The following is a 16063-nucleotide window of genomic DNA, read 5'->3' on the forward strand; positions in this document are numbered from 1 at the left end:
CTACCGCTTCGCCGCGGCCAGTTGAGCCTGGCCATCCGTGCGTTCGTCGGTGGATGCTCCCAGGACGATGGTGTCGCCGGCCTGAAGACCACTCAGAATCTGGATGTCCGCGCCGTTATCGATGCCGACCTGGACCTGCCGGATCTGGACCTCGCCCATCGCATCCAGTATGCGCACACGCGCCGTATCGCCGGCCCGCGGTGCCCCTTCCACTGCGCTGAGCGGAACCAGCACGGTGCCGCTGACGCGGCTCAAGACGATGGACACCTGCGCCGTCATGGAGGGCCGCAGGACCCCGTCCGCGTTCGCCACGTCGATCAGCCCGGTGTAATAGACAGCGCCCTTTGTCGAGCTCGTTCCACTCGCGGCAGCGTTGCCTTCGTTGGCAATAGACGCGGGGGCCGGCTCCACCTGTCGCAACTCCCCATCGAAACGACGCTTCGGATCGCCAAGAATGCTGAACCAGACCGGCAGGCCCCGCCGCACACGCACGACGTCAGCCTCGGAGATATCCGCGCGCACCGTCATTGTGTCCAATCGCGCGATCATGACGATGGTCGGCGCAGTCTGCAGGGCATTCACGGTTTGGCCCTCGTCAGTGACGATCGCGACCACAGTGCCGGCGATTGGGGAAGTGATGCGCGTATAGTCCAGTTCTATACCTGCAGACTCCAGCGCGACCTGCGCTTGGGCGACCTGAGCGTCCAGCGATTGAACCTCAGCCCGCGCGGTGTCTCGCATCGCCACCGCGGCATCATACTGGGCGCGCGGCGTGGAACCACCCGCCAACAGGTCACGCTCTCGCTCGTAATCCTTCTCAGCTTTCACCAGACTGGCTCTGCGCGCGGCGTGAACGGCGCGGATGTTGGCCAAAGCGGCCTCACGGTCCCGCAAGGTGTTGCGCCGGGTCTGGGAATCGATCTCGGCCACCAGTTGGCCAGCCTCGACGATGTCACCGATCTTGACAGCCAGATGCTCAATGCGACCCGAGGCCTGAGCGCCGACACGCACCAGCTCGAGCGGTTCGAGAACCCCGGTCGCCAGCACCACCTCTTCAATGTCACCCGTTCGCGCCTGCGCCGTCACCAGCTCAGGCTTTGCCGGCGGACGCAGAAACAGCAGCCAGACCACAAGCAGACCGACAAGGGTTGCCGCCGCCAGAATGAAACGCTTGCGGGTAATGTGTCGTGTCATTTAGTCGTGGCCCATGCTATTGAAATTTGCGGGCTTTCTCTGTCACGAGAGTTACCTGAAAATTACGGGGAGCTGTCGTCGCGCCTGCTCTGTTTTGCATGCACCGCAAAATCAACCGCTCGGCAGAGAGTGTCTGCAGTGTGGGTGGCGTGCCAGAGATTGCCCGCCATACATCAAGCGATCGCGCCCGTGCCCAGCCAATGTCGACGGATGAAGACGCCTTGACCTGTTGACGCAGGCGACGGACCTAACGCTGCCGGAAAATGCGCTTTTCGCGCCAGCGCACGGCAAATGTGCTGCCTTTGCCTGGCGCGGACGAAAGCTCAACATAGCCGCCGTGACGCGTCACGATCTCATTGACCATGCTAAGCCCCAGGCCCGCACCTGAGCCGTGAGGGCTGACCCGGTAGAACGGTTCGAATATCCGCGACTGCTTATCGCTGGCAATTCCGCAACCCTGATCGGCGACGGTCACGCTGCCGTCAGCCTCAATACCGACCGATATCTGTCCCTTTCCACCTCCGTACTGGACTGCATTACGGACCAGATTGACGAATGCACGCTCCAAAGCTTCGGCATCACCCGGAACGAACAGATCTTCCGCATCGCTATCGAACGAAATCTCGTAGCCTTCGGCGATCGCCAGGGGAGCGAGGTCAGCGACGACCTTCGACACAACGCTGTTGAGATCGACAGGTGCATTCTGCTGGGGCTTCTGCCGGTACTTCTCGGTGTCGAGAAGCTGGTTTGCGATCGCTGTCAGTCGCTTGATAGCCGTCTGCAGGTGGGTCTTGTCAGAACTTGGTGAAAGCGTATCGATCCTGACCTGCAGGACAGCGATCGGTGTTCGAAGTTCATGCGCCGCGTTGACGAAGAAGCGCTCTGTCGCCTCGAAGCCACTATCAAGACGACGCAGCGCCCTGTTGATGTCGCGCACAAGTCGAAGCACTTCATTGGGCAGACCCCGCTCTTCCACCAGGGCGCCACGTGTGTCGAGATCAATCCTGTCGAGGCGCGTGGTCAGATCGCTGAAGGATCGCAAAGCCCAGCGTGTGACAAACGGAGTGCCAATGAGCGAAATGGCGACGAGGATCAGCGCCGGAATACCGATGGCAAGGTTTCCCAAGAGTACGGTCACACCATATTGAGACATCGAAACACCGCCAGCAAAGATCGTCGCCTCACCGGCCTGGGTGTCGAAGCGCTCCATGCGGCCCACACTCAACGGATCATCTAGATCGCCATGCAGTTCGACACTTCTGAACGTCCGCAAGAATGGCATGTTGTCGGCAATTTTCTCTGGAGGCACGCCATGTGCCAGAACGATATCTTTGCCCAGGTCTGCCACGAACCAAAGGTTAGGCGAGTCTTCCATAATCTTTTGAAGTTCAGCCGTGGGCTTCAGACTCGCTCGGCCATTCGCCTCGAGACGGACTGAATCTGCGATTTCCTGAGACAGCCAGATGGACGTGATCGCCACATCGGGCTTGAGGCCGGAAAGAAGATAGAAAACCAGGCTGAGCGAGGCGATGACCGCACAGAGCTGGAGGACAATAAAACCGAAAGTGAAACGCCAGCGAAGGGAGGTGCTGGTCATCCTATTTCTGCTCATGAAGGTAGTAGCCTATGCCTCGAATGTTTTTGATAACGATGTTGGCCTCCGCTTCGCCAAGCTTTCGGCGCAGACGCGACATGTTGGATTCCAGTGAGTTCGACTGGATCTCATCGTCAAAGGAGTAGACCTGACCCTCAAGGGACGAGCGCAACACGGTCCGCCCACGGTTTCTCAGGAGCGTTTCGATGATCAGCAGTTCCCTGCGGGTGAGCGCAAGCCGGACGCCATCGACATGTACATCGCATGATACACGATTGTAGGTAACGTTGCCGGCAGCCAGGAGGGACGATCCCGTTGTCGGAGCCCTCCTCAGCACAGCGCTCATTCTCGCGACCAGTTCGGGAATTTCGAAGGGCTTCGGTAAATAATCATCAGCGCCGTCATTCAGCCCGGATATTCGCTCGTCGGTGGACCTCAGAGCCGAGATGATGATCGATCGCGTGTTTGAACCTGCGCCACGCAAATCCGCAAGGAAGGTACTGCCATCACCATCAGGCAGTTGCCGGTCGATAAGGACGATATCGTAGTCCGCCATGGCGATTGCTTCGCGCGCCGTTGCCAGATCGCCAACGGCATCAAGGACAATGCCATGCTGCGAGAGGGCCACCCTCAAGGCATCGGTCATTTCTGGATCGTCTTCGATAAGTAGAAGTTTCATAGGCGCCTACTCAGTCAAGTCGGACTATCGTTCCGATATTCCTACAGCAAAACGACGGCCGGCGGTCGAGATAAACTCCACGTTCGGGACGTCCTGACCGTCAGATTACCGGATGTCAAAAACCTGGTGTGGACGCTAAGGAGAAGAGCCGGAGTTCCTCGGCATCACTCTCGCCTTTAACGGGCGGCAGCCGGCTGCAATCTTTAGCGGCAGCGACCGTAATAATCCCGGTATCTGCAGCTGTAGTCGCGGTGATCCCGACGTTCCCAGCGGTCGCGGCGGTTCCTGTCGTTCCGTTCGCTGACGTTGCCTATCACAGCGCCACCCGCGCCGCCTGCGGCGGCTCCCACTGCGGCGCCTTCCCAAGTACCGCTTGCCAACCCACCAATGATGGCGCCGCTCGCCGCCCCAATGCCGGCGCCCTTTTCCGTCTGGCTGCAGGCGGTCAGTGCCACGCAAACAAGTACGCCCGAAATGATCTTTTTCATGTCTGTCCTTTCGTTCACCGCCACTGCGGCCATCCGTCGACCGTTGAGGCAGAGACGTATGACCGCCGAAAATTACGGGGAAGTTACGCAGAACCGGCGTTCGACACCTGTCGAAAGAGCAAATCCCTGTCGGACGCGCGTCTTGGCGATCACCCACTCTCAGGTGACCGCCGCCCATTCATTGGCCCCGGACTATCACTGTTCTTCACTGCGTTTCAGGACGGAGAGCCGAAATGACGACATACAGTCCCTCGCCAACGTTCTTGCGGCCTAACCGAGGGACTAATATACTGATTTTGCGCGCTTTACCCTGGATTGACGACCGTCAATCAGGAGGTCTCGTTCGAACTACAAGGCTTTGATCAACGCCGAGTGGTCTTTGTCGCCCAGGCCTTTTTCCAGCGCGCCATTCATCAACTGATGAACCATCGCAGTGTTGGGCAGCATAAGCTCCAGCAGACGCGCCGACTCAAGCGCGAGCGATATGTCCTTGTGATGCAAACTTATGCGAAAGCCGGGCTCGAATGTTTCGTTGATCATCCTTTCGCCGTGAACCTCCAGTACGCGGGACGCGGCAAAGCCACCCATCAACGCCTTGCGCACGATGGAGGGGTCCGCTCCGGCTTTCTTCGAAAAGCGAAGGGCTTCCGAAACAGCCTGAATATTCAGGGCGACAACAATCTGGTTAGCGACCTTTGCAACCTGCCCGTTTCCCACGTCACCGATCAGGGTGATGTTCTTGCCCATCTTCTCAAACAGCGGCCTTGCGCGCTCGAAAATATCCGGTTTGCCGCCGACCATGATGGTCAGCGACGCCGCTTTGGCACCAACTTCACCGCCCGACACCGGCGCGTCGAGATAATCGCATCCCAGCGCCTCAATACGGGCGGCAAAATCCTTCGTCGCAATCGGTGAAATCGAGCTCATGTCGATGACGAGCTTTCCCGCATCAAGGCCTTGCGCGACGCCATCATCACCAAACAAAACTGCTTCCACATCGGGGGTGTCCGGCAGCATCAAAATCACGATTTCGGCGCTGCGCGCCACTTCTGTAGCTGAATCGCAGGCCTTCGCACCGTTTCCCACGAGGTAGTTCGACACGGGTTTGACCCGGTGAAGATAAAGCTCATGTCCGGCATCGATCAGATGCTGCGTCATCGGGCGGCCCATGACGCCCAGTCCGATAAATCCTATTTTCATGGCTCAATCCTCCTGTTGATATGCTTTCAACCAGCCAAGACCCGCGCTGGTGGTCGACGCCGGTCGATATTCGCAGCCGACCCATCCGTCGTAACCAAGTTCATCCAGACGCTTGAAGATGAAATCGTGGTTGATCTCGCCCGTCCCCGGCTCGTGACGTCCGGGATTATCGGCGATCTGAACGTGGCCGATTTTATCCTGCAGGCGCTCGAAGGTCGTGACGAGATCGCCCTGCATGATCTGCATGTGGTAGAAGTCATACTGTATCAGCAGGTTGGAATGCCCGACACGGTCCATGATCCGTTCGGCCTGATCGGTGTTGGTGACGAAATATCCGGGTATGTCGCGGGTGTTGATGGGCTCGAAGACAAGGGCAATTCCGGCATCCGCCAGACGTTGCGCGGCGTGCCCGAGATTGCCGACGAGCGTGTCTTCCAGAACCTGCGGATCGACGCCGGGCGGTTGAATACCGGCCAGACAATTGATCTTTCGGCATCCCAGAATTTTTGCATAGCGGATCGCCGTTTCAACGGATGTCTCAAATTCGGAGACCCTGTCCGGCAGGCAGGCTATGCCGCGATCGCCTGCAGCCCAGTTGCCGGGCGGCAGGTTGAACAGGGCCTGCGTCAGATTGTGCCTCCTGAGCTCCGCTGCAATCGTCTCCGCCTCCTCCTCGTAGGGGCTGACATATTCGACTGCCGCAAAACCATCGGCAGCGGCAGCGGCAAACCGTTCCATGAACGGATGTTCTGTATAAAGCATGGACAGATTGGCGGCGAATTTCGGCATCGGGAATGACCTCAAACTTGGTCTGCGCGCAGGCGGTGCAGCATGCGCTTGTTGCGGGGGTCGGGGTTCGGAACAGAAGAGATCAGTCGCTTGGTATAGGGCTGCGAGGGCGTGGTGCAAATGGTTTCCGCATCTCCGATCTCGACGATCTTCCCTTTGTGCATGACGGCGACGCGGTCGCAGAAATAGCGCACCACCGAGATATCGTGCGAAATGAAGATGAAGCTTAGATTGAGCTGCTTTTGAATGTCGAGCAGCAGGTCGAGGATCTGGCTTCGGATCGACACGTCGAGAGCCGAAGTCGCCTCATCGGCGACGATGACCTTCGGGTTGACGGCGAGCGCTCTTGCAATCCCGATCCGCTGGCGTTGGCCACCGGAAAAGGCATGCGGGTATCTTTCCATCGCCAAGGGATCGAGCCCGACCTTTTGTAAAAGTTCGGCAACGCGGGTCTCCACCGCTTTGCCGGGCATGCCACCGGCGATGACCAGAGGATCTCCGATGATCTGCTTCACCGTCATACGGGGGTTGAGCGACGCAAATGGGTCCTGAAAGATAAGACGCACATCCTGGTGGTAGCGGCGCAAGTCCACTTTGTTCAGCGTGGTGACGTCCATCGGGGCCGCATCCGGGCGTCCGCGATACGCAATTTTGCCGGAACTCGGCTCAACGATCCGCAGTATCATTCGTCCTAGTGTGGTTTTGCCTGATCCGCTTTCGCCGACAATGCCGAGATTTTCGCCGGCAAACAGGTCGAGACTTGCATCGTCCACCGCCACCAGCCCACGACCACCGCCGCGCGAAAACAGTCCGGACGGCGCGCCGTAGACTTTGGACAGATTGCGCACTGACAAGATCGGATCCACGTTGGCCGTGAGCGACGCCGGCAGCATGCGAGACGCTGCGCCGCTCTCAAGCTTGACCGTCGCTTCCAGAAGTTGCCGCGTGTAGGGATGCTTGCTGGCGTGGAAAATCTCGTCCACCGGCCCTTTTTCGACGATCTTGCCAAAGCGCATGACGGCGACCTCGTCGGCCACTTCGGCAACGATGCCCATGTCGTGGGTGATGAGCAGCATCGCCATGCCGCGCTCCACCTGCAGCCGCTTGATGAGATCGAGTATTTCGGCCTGCGTCGTCACATCCAGCGCCGTCGTCGGTTCATCGGCGATCAAAACTTCCGGGTCGCAGGCCAGCGCCATGGCAATCATCGCCCGCTGGCGCATGCCGCCGGAAAACTCGAAGGTGTATCTGTCAGCCATCACTTCCGGCTGCGGTATCTCCACCTGGTGCAGCAGTTCGATACAGCGCTCCCGAGCCTGCCTCTTCGACACGCGGCGATGCAGACGCACGGCTTCTATGATCTGTGAGCCGATGGTATGGACCGGCGATAGCGAACTCATCGGTTCCTGAAAAATCAGGCCGATCCGTCCACCGCGAATGGCCAGGACCTCGCGACTGCTCGCGGCAAATTTCGCGATATCGACTGGTCCGTTGGGCCCATCGAGAACGATCTGGCCGCCTGTCATCTGTCCGGGCTTGTCGATGATCCGCATCAGGGCACGGGCGGTCACGGATTTGCCTGAACCGCTTTCTCCCACCAGTGCAAGCGTCTTTCCGCGTTCAAGGTCAAAACTGACATTGCGGACGGCATGGAGCACATGGGTTCTGAGATGGAAATCGATGGAGAGGTCTTTGACCGCCAGCAAGGTTTCGTGCTTCGTCATCTCACTTCCTTTCAGCTATCGTAAGGGTCGGCTGCATCGCGCAAGCCATCGCCGAAGAAATTGAAGGACAGCACCGCCAGGACCACCGCAAGGCTCGGCCAGATCAGCAGCCATGGTGCGGTGGCAACTGTGCGCACGTTCTGGGCATCCTGCAACAGCACCCCCCAGCTGACGACCGGCGGTTTCAGACCGACCCCGAGAAACGACAGCGAGGTTTCAGCGACGATCATGGTCGGAATGGCAAGTGTCACCACCGCCAGAATGTGGCTGGTTAGTGATGGAAGGATGTGGCGGAATATGATCCGCCTTTCCCCTGCACCGTCCAGCCGGGCAGCCGTCACGAAGTCATCGCCGCGAAGCGCGAAGAATCGTCCCCGCACCTCGCGTGCCAAACCCGTCCAGCTCAGCAGCGAAACAATCAGGGTCACGACGAAATATACCGAAAGCGGCGACCAGTTTAGGGGGATGGCAGCGGCCAGCCCCAGCCAAAGCGGGATCGTCGGCATGGCGCTCACAATCTCGATGATACGCTGGATGAGAGTATCGACCCAGCCGCCGTAATAACCTGAGACCGCACCCATCACGACGCCGAGCGTCAGCGAAATGGCAACCCCCACAAGGCCGATAGACATGGAGACGCGGGTTCCATAGATGAGGCGGCTCATGAGGTCCCGTCCGAGCCGGTCCGAACCCAACAGGTACATTGGATCGCGGGCGTCAAGCGGCCCGACCAGATGCCTTTCCATCGGGATGATGCCCCACAGCTTGTAAGGCGCACCTTTGACGAAAAATCCGATAGGAATGATTTTCGTGTCGTCGACGACGAAGCTGCGGCGGAGGGCTTTGGGCTCGATCTCGATCTTGTAGCCCTTCACGTGCGGCAGAAAGCGGGAACCGCCATCGGCAGCCGGCGCAAATAAAGCGATGCTTTGCGGCGGCGCAAACGTGTATTGCGGGCGCGAGGTGTTCGGCAGGCCCGGAGCAAGGAACTCGGCAAAGGCACCGATGAAATAGAGCAACAGAATGATGCCCGCAGCAAATGCTGCGACCTTGTGGCGGAAGAAGCGCTGGCGAATGAGCGTCCATTGCCCTGCCGCCTCGAGACTTACTACCTTGCGCCCGGACTTCAGAGGGCTGATGGCGGGGCCGGTTTCCAGCGCGATGGTGGGGTTCTGGTTGATCGACATGGCCACCCCTTCAATTGAACCGGATGCGGGGGTCGAGCACCGCAAGCAATATGTCTGAAATCAGCATGCCCACCAGTGTCAGCACGCCCATTAAGAGAATGAAACTTCCGGCCAGATACATGTCCTGACCGACCAGCGCTCGCAGCAGAAGCGGCCCCGCCGTTGGAAGGTTCAGCACGATGGCGGTGATGGTGACGCCAGAAACGAGATCCGGCAGCACCCAGCCGATCGAGCTGACGAAAGGATTGAGCGCAATGCGGACGGGATACTTCACGATGACCTTGCGCTCGGGCAAACCCTTGGCACGCGCCGTGATGACATAGGGCTTGCTCAATTCATCCGACAGATTTGCCCGCAGGATTCTGATCATGGCCGCAGTGCCCGACATGGCGATGACGATCACAGGTATCCACATATGGCTGAGCATGTCGTTGAATTTTGCGATGCTCCACGGCGCATCGACGAAAGCGGGAGAAAATATGCCGCCAACGCTTTGTCCCAGAAACCGGTAGCTCGCATACATCAACGTCAGCGCCATGATGAAATTCGGAACGGCCAGCCCGATGAAGCCGAGAAGCGTAAAGGCGTGGTCGCCGAAGGAATGGCGCCTGACGGCAGAATAGATCCCAATCGGGAGGGATATCGCCCAAACGAGCAAAAGACTTGCAAGCGAGATCAGCAGCGTCGATCCCATCCGGTCCCAGATCAGGGTCGAGACCGGCTGGTTCCACTCGAAGGAATATCCAAAATCGCCCCGGGTCAATATTCCGCTGATCCACACGAAATACTGGACATAGACAGGTTGATCGAGACCGTATTGCGCGCGCAGGCGCGTAATCGTCGCCTCGTCCAGATTCTGCCCACCATCGGCCATGGTGGAGAGAAGCGAGGTCAGATAATCGCCGGGTGGCAATTGAATGATCATGAATGCGATCAAGGACATGCCGAACAGGGTCGGTATCATGTAAAGAACGCGCTTTGCCACATATGTCAGCATGGGTTCCTCCCGCTACACGCTATCCGGTTTATGAATGCCAGATCAGATGAACCGTCTCGAGGTCCCGGATGGAAGGCACGGTGATTTCTGCACGGTTGCCAACGATCTTGCAGGACGCTTCCTCGTTTTTCACAAGCAGTTTCACGGTGGCAGACGAGCGACCTTTCGGCAGCTTGATCGATAGCGTCTGCTCACCGATAGGATAGACCTCCCGCAAAGGACCTTTCATCATCATCGGGTTGGTAAGGTTGACGAGGAAGATCGCCATAGAGGCCTCGTTTTCGTAAACGGCGATGTCTATGATACCCTTCCCTTCGACCGTCACACGATGGTCTTGGCCAAGAGCCCAGTTCACGGCGTTCGAGATCAGCTTGCCATGATCGGGTGCAAGCACTTTCCAGAAGACCTCGCCAATGTTCCATGGAATGTAGACCACACGACCTCCATGGCCGGTCTCACGCACAATCACCGCAGCGCCGCTCGGGGCTTCGCGTGGGTAGACCTCCTCCATGGGCAGATCCGGAAAATCAGGGACGTAGAGGAACGGCGTTTCAGCGTCCGGATTGGCATCGACGGCAATCAGGTGTGTGCCGCCGATAATGCGTGCGGCGCCCTCGTAGCCCTCGTTCACGGGGTGCGGATCGGACAGTGCAACATAGGTATTCTTGACCGGGCCACGTGGCGCCGATGCCAGCGAGGCACCGAAGACATTTGATAGTCCGAAATTACCGCGCCGCTCGCCGACTTCATTACAGAGCGAGGTTTCATGCGCGGCAACGACCGACCCGCCGCGCTGTACATACTGTTCGATGGCCGCGCATTGTTCGTCGGAAAGATAGGTCGCATTGGCCAGAATAATGAGCTTGAAGCGATCAAGCGCATACGGGGTCATGACCTGATCGGATAGAAATTCAAACGGAATGCGCGCTTCCACCAGCGCATGATAAAAGCCGAGATCATTATGTTCGGCGATATGACGTTGCTCCGGGGCCCAGTGCCGCAACGTCGTGGACGGATCGATGATCGCGATTTCGGCAGTTGGCTGCATGCCCTCCAGATACGGCTCAATGTCCGCATGAAGATTGAAGGCTTCTGCAACGGGCTGCACCCAGCGGTTATCAGGAACGCAGGCGTTGAATTTGGTGAACCATGGGAAAAGGCCCTGCGCCATGCCATCGTGAATCCAGAGCTTGATTTCCTCCCCGCTCTGGACGGAATCCTTCCATCGGTACTCTTCCTCTGGTCCAATGGAGGTAATGAGGCCAACGGGCCGGTCGCGGAACGTTCCACGAATGCGTTTGCCGTTCCGTCCAGCAGACCAGCCAACCTCCACGCCTTGTCGCGCCTGGTGGTCCACGAACAGGATCGGGCAATGTTTCTGGATGAGCGAAAGGTCGAATTCCATCAGTGACGAACCGCTCATATTTGGAATGAAGCTGGCATGGGGACGGATGGATTTGACCGTCTCGTCCCAATAGACCACGAGCTCGGTAAGTATGCGTCTGCGCCACGCCGCCCACGCCTGCCATGCTGGATCCGTCGCATCCGGTCGCATCGGCAGATCAAAACCAGTTTCTTGCCTGAAGCGTTTGCGATTGTCTTCGCTGTAGGAGACGCCATGGCCCTGCCAGCGGTTGGCGAACACGGCATCGACGTCATATTTGGTCACGACTTCGCGAATGACGTCGGTGGTGAAGTCGCGGTTGTAACTTCCCAGCGCATCGGTGACGTAGATACCGGGAAATGCCCAGTGCTCACGCGGGCTTCCATCCTGATTGATGGCCACCCATTCGGGATGGGCCCGTGCTGCATCCGCGTGGATCGCATGCGGGTCGACTCGTGCCATGACGTGCATCCCCAATTTGCGCGCCCCTTCCACGATCGTGCCGAACGGATCGGTATCGCCTATGAAGCTGGACACGTAATGCAGGGGGATTTCGCTTGGGTAGTAGGCGATATAGCCGCCAGCAGAAAGGCAGACTGCATTCGACTTGGTGCGCTTGAAGACGTCGATCCAGAATTCGGGATCATATTTCGCCGGGTCGTCCTCCGCAAAGGTCAATTGGGTCCAGCGAGTGGCGGATTTAAACCAGTCTGGAGAACGAACGGCAGCTCCGGAAATGGCGTTTGGTCGATGCAACATGTGTTCTCCAATTACAATAGGATGCCATCACGCCCTTCAGGGGCGATTGAAAAGGTTCGATGTTTCCATCCGCGTTCGGTTGATGCCGGGATGGAACGGTGGGATCAGGCCTTGAAAAATGTTTCCGGGTTGGCTGGCCCGGGTGTGGGATATCCCCACGAATTCGGCATGGATTTGGGAACGTTCTGCATGTTGTTCTTCACCACGCCGTAACTGTCGCTGGGCAGGCAAACGCCGAAGACGTAAAACTGGTCGGCCGCGATCTCCAGTATTTCGGACATCAGCTTGCGCTGCACGTCCGGGTCCGGCGAGCCCAGCACGCGGTCATACCGCGCCAACGCGTCCTTGACCGGCTGAGGCGGCTCGACCGCACCCTTGGAAGCAGGATCGCGGTACCACAATTGCCACCCTTTGGCGTAGAGCGCCTCGGTCGTGTTGGGAATGAAATAGCGCGGATCGAGGATAGCCGCGATGCCGCCATTGCCGCCGAAGCGGTGTGCAGTGGCATCATAGTCGATGCCCTGACGCACCCGCACCTCCCAAAGCGAACGGTCCATGCTTCGCATCTGCACGTCCACACCCACCGCGTGGAACATCGGCAGCGCCAGCTGGAAAATGTCAAGGAATGTGGTTCGAGCCTGGTCGATCTCGAATATGACCGTCACACGCTTGCCGTTTTCATCCAGCCGGAAACCCTCACCATCCTTGGCGGGGAGGATCGCATCGAGCAGGGCATTGGCCGCGTCGGGGTCGTATTGGGTGAATTGCGTGGCCAGACGTTCGTTATAGAGAGGATCCTCTGCTCGCACGGCCGGTTGGGAGATCGTTCCCTGACCGATGAAAACAGTGTCGATAATCGCCTGCCGGTCCAGCGCCATCGACAGCGCGGCCCTGAAATCCCTGTTGCCGTAAAGCTTGCGTTTGGCTTCGTCCGGATGATTGAGATTGAGCTGGAAAACCATCTCATTGGTCTCGGTCGAGGTCAGCGTATATAAGCCAAACTGGCCCTGGTCCTGGGAGTCGTAAAGCACTGCCCGGTTTGCCGGCGTGGCGATATACTGATCCATCAGATCGATTTCGCCCTGCATCGCCTTCAACAACAATACCTGTGCATCGGCGACCATCTGGTAGACGATGCGATCAATGTAGGGCAGTTGATTTCCCTCGGTGTCGACCTTCCAGTAGAACGGGTTGCGCTCGGCGATCGCACGGTCGGTGCTTTGTCCCGGCGCAACCGCCATTTTCCAGGCGTGGATAACGGGACGTTGCGAGTTTTGGAAGAACTCGTTGTCCACGACGAGGCCTGCTTCGCGCTGAAACAGTTGAATCCAGCCAGACGCGCCCTTGGTCTTGGCTTCCTGTTCAGCATTTGGGTTGTACTTGATGTGGAACTGCTTGAGGTAGTGTTTCGGCGCACGGGTGGTCTGATCGTCGTTCGCCCATGCCAGCCGCAGAGGGAAAAGACCGTTGGGCGCGGCGAAAATCACCTTGAACGTCACATCGTCCAACGCCTCGAAGCGGGCCTTTTTTCCGCCCGCACGCAGATGGTTCTGGCCGATGTCGTTAAGGCCCTCGTAATTGAAGATGTCCTCGTACCAGAACATGATGTCCTCGGTAGTAAACGGCTGACCGTCAGACCACTTCATGCCCTTGCGCAATCTGAAGGTGAACTCCGTGGCATCGGCATTGCTCTCGTAGTGCTCCGCGACATTCGGTACCACACCCGACCAGTCGGGCTTATATCGCAGCAGCGGTTCGTACGCCTGGTATCGAAACAGCATCGACAGGGATCCCCCACCGACGATTGCGCTGTTCCAGTCACCACCGTGTGTTCCGACGCGGTCAAGCGGCGTGATGACAAGCGGATTGAGCGGCAGGCGGTCAACGACGGCAGGCAGCTTACCCTCCTTGACCAACGCGTCCAGCATGGCGGGGTCTTTGAGGGTGCTCGTCTGCGCGAACGCTGGCAAAGCGGGTAGTATGACGGCAGCGGTGCTCGCAGCGAGAAACGCGCGGCGATTGAATCCTTGCATTTGTTTTCCTCCTCCAGTCACGCATCGCGGAATTATCTCTCCTCCTCAGGATCGATCCCGCGATTTTTCGGACGGATGCCACGCCAGAAAAAGATAGCTTGCATGTCCGTGTTTGTTTAGCTTGTATTATGTAATTTGTTAGGTAAAGCGTTATGTTTAATTTATTTCGGTACGTCGGTTCATGGCGGGAGGATGCGTTATGCGCAAAGTGACATTGCAGGACATCGCCAATCACACCGGCCTGTCAAAATTTGCCGTCTCATGTTCACTTTCAGGAAAAGCAGGGGTCAGTGAGGCGACGCGCAAGCGCGTCGAGGACGCTGCCGCGATGCTGGGCTACCAGCGCCCGAAGCCCGCCGACGAGCAACGCGAAATCACTCTGATCTTTCACGATCAGGTCGATAGCGTGAGTTACGAGTTGCGGACGATGCTGCAGGACGGCATGCAGAAGGAGGCGCATCGACTAGGTCAAGCTGTACGGTTGCAGTGGACGCATGACGCCGACAGGGTCGAGGCGATGGTGAAAGATAGCGCAGGTATCATTCTTGTTGGACCGCACGAACAAAAGACGCTGGACATTGTCAAAGCGTCGGGCTTGCCTTCGGTTCGACTGGGGTGGGTGTTTCCACTTGAACAGGCCGATCATGTCGGTGGCACGGACCACGAAGCAGGGATAGCGGTCGGCGATTATTTGTTTGGGCTCGGCCATCGCGACATCGCCTTTGTGCAAGGAAAGGAAGGCTATCGCGGTCGTATGGAACGATATCACGGTCTGCGCGAAAGTTTAGAGCAACATGCCGATGCGCAACTGCATGTCCTGCGCTTTGACGAAGATGGAGGCTTTATCCCAGCGCTGCAAACCCTTCAAACTGCCGGAATCGCACCAACAGCCCTGTTCTGCGCTCACGATGGGTTGGCGCTCACCGCTGTTTCCGAACTCTTAGCACGTGGCTACCGCATACCAGACGACATGTCCGTTGTCGGATTCGGTGATTTTTCCGCCGCGACCCAAATATCTCCGCCCCTGACGACCATCAGAGTAGAAGGGGGGGAAATGGGCGCTACAGCGATGCGGCTATTGTTGGAACGCATCGAAACAAGAGGGCAGCCGGTCGTCGCAAAACGCATTCTTATCGCCTCGGCCTTTATCGAGCGGCGCTCATCGGGCCCTGCCCCTAAACATTCGAAATGGTTGACTCCCCCTCGAGCGATGAAAGCAACCTGCTCTTGATGGCTATCGAACTTATGACCCGCCTGCTCCGATTGACAACTGCGATGAAAGGGTAATCGCTGCGACTTCGGGCCTTAGCCGCCGTAAAAGTTTACGGCGGCCATCAAATCCTCAGGCGGTGATGCAGCCTAGTTTCGACAGCGTCGCGTCGACCCAAGCCCTGTCGTTCTTGCCTGCGCGGATTGCTTCCATCTGCTTCGTCTCGGCATCATGCTTTTTCGTCGCCGCAGCGAAAATGCTTTCGGCATCGTCCATCGGGACGCTGAGGAAGCCATCCGCATCGCCGCAGACGAGGTCACCAGGGTTGATTACCATACCGCCAATCGAGATCGGGACATTCACTTCACCCGGACCGTCCTTGTAGGGACCGCGATGGGTAACACCGAGCGCGAAAACCGGGAAGGCGCCGGCCGAAAGCTCGGCGCTGTCGCGGATGGCGCCATTGATGACGATTCCCCCAAGACCGCGCTGAATAGCGTGCGCCACCATCAGTTCGCCGATGATCGCATTTGTCAAATCACCGCCGGCGTCAACGACGACGATGTCACCTGGCTCCGCGATATCGAGCGCCTTGTGGACCATCAGATTGTCGCCCGGTCGCGCCTTCACGGTGATCGCCGGGCCGACCATCATGCCGCCGGTATAATACGGACGCAGCCCGGCGCCGCCTGCTGTCATGCGGCTCATCACGTCGCTGATGTTGGCGACCGGCAGACTGCGGAATGCATCTACCCACTTTGCCATCACCTTGCGCTCACGCGCGCAGATTCGAAATCCGATCATGTCAATTCTCCTTAATATCGA

At 58.2% G+C, this 16063-nt stretch carries 13 protein-coding genes; 1 reads left to right on the forward strand and 12 read right to left on the reverse strand.

Annotation, left to right across the window (positions count from 1 at the left end; translation table 11 throughout):
* From ACFVTJ_RS17125 to ACFVTJ_RS17175, 11 genes are all read right to left on the reverse strand, one after another.
* Entirely contained in the window at nt 1–1194 is a 1194-nt protein-coding gene (locus tag ACFVTJ_RS17125; RefSeq protein WP_003524013.1) for an efflux RND transporter periplasmic adaptor subunit, read from the reverse strand.
* Nucleotides 1195–1441: 247 nt separating this feature from the next.
* Nucleotides 1442–2791: a sensor histidine kinase gene (locus ACFVTJ_RS17130; protein ID WP_386909378.1), complete on the reverse strand. Its 1350-nt coding sequence runs from the start codon at nt 2789–2791 to the stop codon at nt 1442–1444.
* A gap of 1 nt (nt 2792) precedes the next feature.
* Nucleotides 2793–3467, reverse strand: coding sequence for a response regulator (locus ACFVTJ_RS17135; protein ID WP_386909380.1), 675 nt, complete (start codon nt 3465–3467; stop codon nt 2793–2795).
* Between the two features lie 203 nt (nt 3468–3670).
* Complete coding sequence (locus ACFVTJ_RS17140) at nt 3671–3955, reverse strand: YMGG-like glycine zipper-containing protein (RefSeq protein ID WP_386909382.1); 285 nt, start codon at nt 3953–3955, stop codon at nt 3671–3673.
* A gap of 348 nt (nt 3956–4303) precedes the next feature.
* Complete coding sequence (locus tag ACFVTJ_RS17145) at nt 4304–5155, reverse strand: 2-hydroxy-3-oxopropionate reductase (protein WP_386909384.1); 852 nt, start codon at nt 5153–5155, stop codon at nt 4304–4306.
* Nucleotides 5156–5158: 3 nt separating this feature from the next.
* Nucleotides 5159–5944: a 2-oxo-tetronate isomerase gene (gene otnI, locus ACFVTJ_RS17150; RefSeq protein ID WP_386909386.1), complete on the reverse strand. Its 786-nt coding sequence runs from the start codon at nt 5942–5944 to the stop codon at nt 5159–5161.
* Between the two features lie 11 nt (nt 5945–5955).
* The gene (locus ACFVTJ_RS17155; RefSeq protein ID WP_386909388.1) at nt 5956–7668 is read right to left on the reverse strand and encodes an ABC transporter ATP-binding protein; all 1713 of its coding nucleotides are present in this window, start codon (nt 7666–7668) and stop codon (nt 5956–5958) included.
* A gap of 11 nt (nt 7669–7679) precedes the next feature.
* Nucleotides 7680–8855 carry an ABC transporter permease gene (locus ACFVTJ_RS17160; RefSeq protein WP_386909390.1) on the reverse strand — a complete coding sequence of 392 codons (1176 nt, stop codon included), beginning with the start codon at nt 8853–8855 and terminating at the stop codon, nt 7680–7682.
* Nucleotides 8856–8865: 10 nt separating this feature from the next.
* Nucleotides 8866–9852: an ABC transporter permease gene (locus ACFVTJ_RS17165; RefSeq protein ID WP_386909392.1), complete on the reverse strand. Its 987-nt coding sequence runs from the start codon at nt 9850–9852 to the stop codon at nt 8866–8868.
* Nucleotides 9853–9880: 28 nt separating this feature from the next.
* Nucleotides 9881–11995, reverse strand: coding sequence for a family 10 glycosylhydrolase (locus tag ACFVTJ_RS17170; protein ID WP_386909394.1), 2115 nt, complete (start codon nt 11993–11995; stop codon nt 9881–9883).
* A gap of 104 nt (nt 11996–12099) precedes the next feature.
* Entirely contained in the window at nt 12100–14028 is a 1929-nt protein-coding gene (locus ACFVTJ_RS17175) for an ABC transporter substrate-binding protein (protein ID WP_386909659.1), read from the reverse strand.
* A 199-nt stretch (nt 14029–14227) separates the two neighbouring features.
* Between ACFVTJ_RS17175 and ACFVTJ_RS17180 the strand changes: the two genes are divergently transcribed.
* The gene (locus ACFVTJ_RS17180) at nt 14228–15259 is read left to right on the forward strand and encodes a LacI family DNA-binding transcriptional regulator (RefSeq protein ID WP_386909395.1); all 1032 of its coding nucleotides are present in this window, start codon (nt 14228–14230) and stop codon (nt 15257–15259) included.
* A 111-nt stretch (nt 15260–15370) separates the two neighbouring features.
* On the opposite strand, the gene ACFVTJ_RS17185 is transcribed toward ACFVTJ_RS17180, so the two are convergent.
* On the reverse strand, nt 15371–16042 hold the full coding sequence (locus ACFVTJ_RS17185) for an RraA family protein (protein WP_386909397.1): 672 nt from the start codon (nt 16040–16042) through the stop codon (nt 15371–15373).
* Between the last annotated feature and the right edge of the window lie 21 nt (nt 16043–16063).

Origin of the sequence: Agrobacterium sp. NPDC058088, assembly GCF_042885035.1 — a bacterium.
Taxonomy (GTDB): Bacteria; Pseudomonadota; Alphaproteobacteria; order Rhizobiales; family Rhizobiaceae; genus Agrobacterium.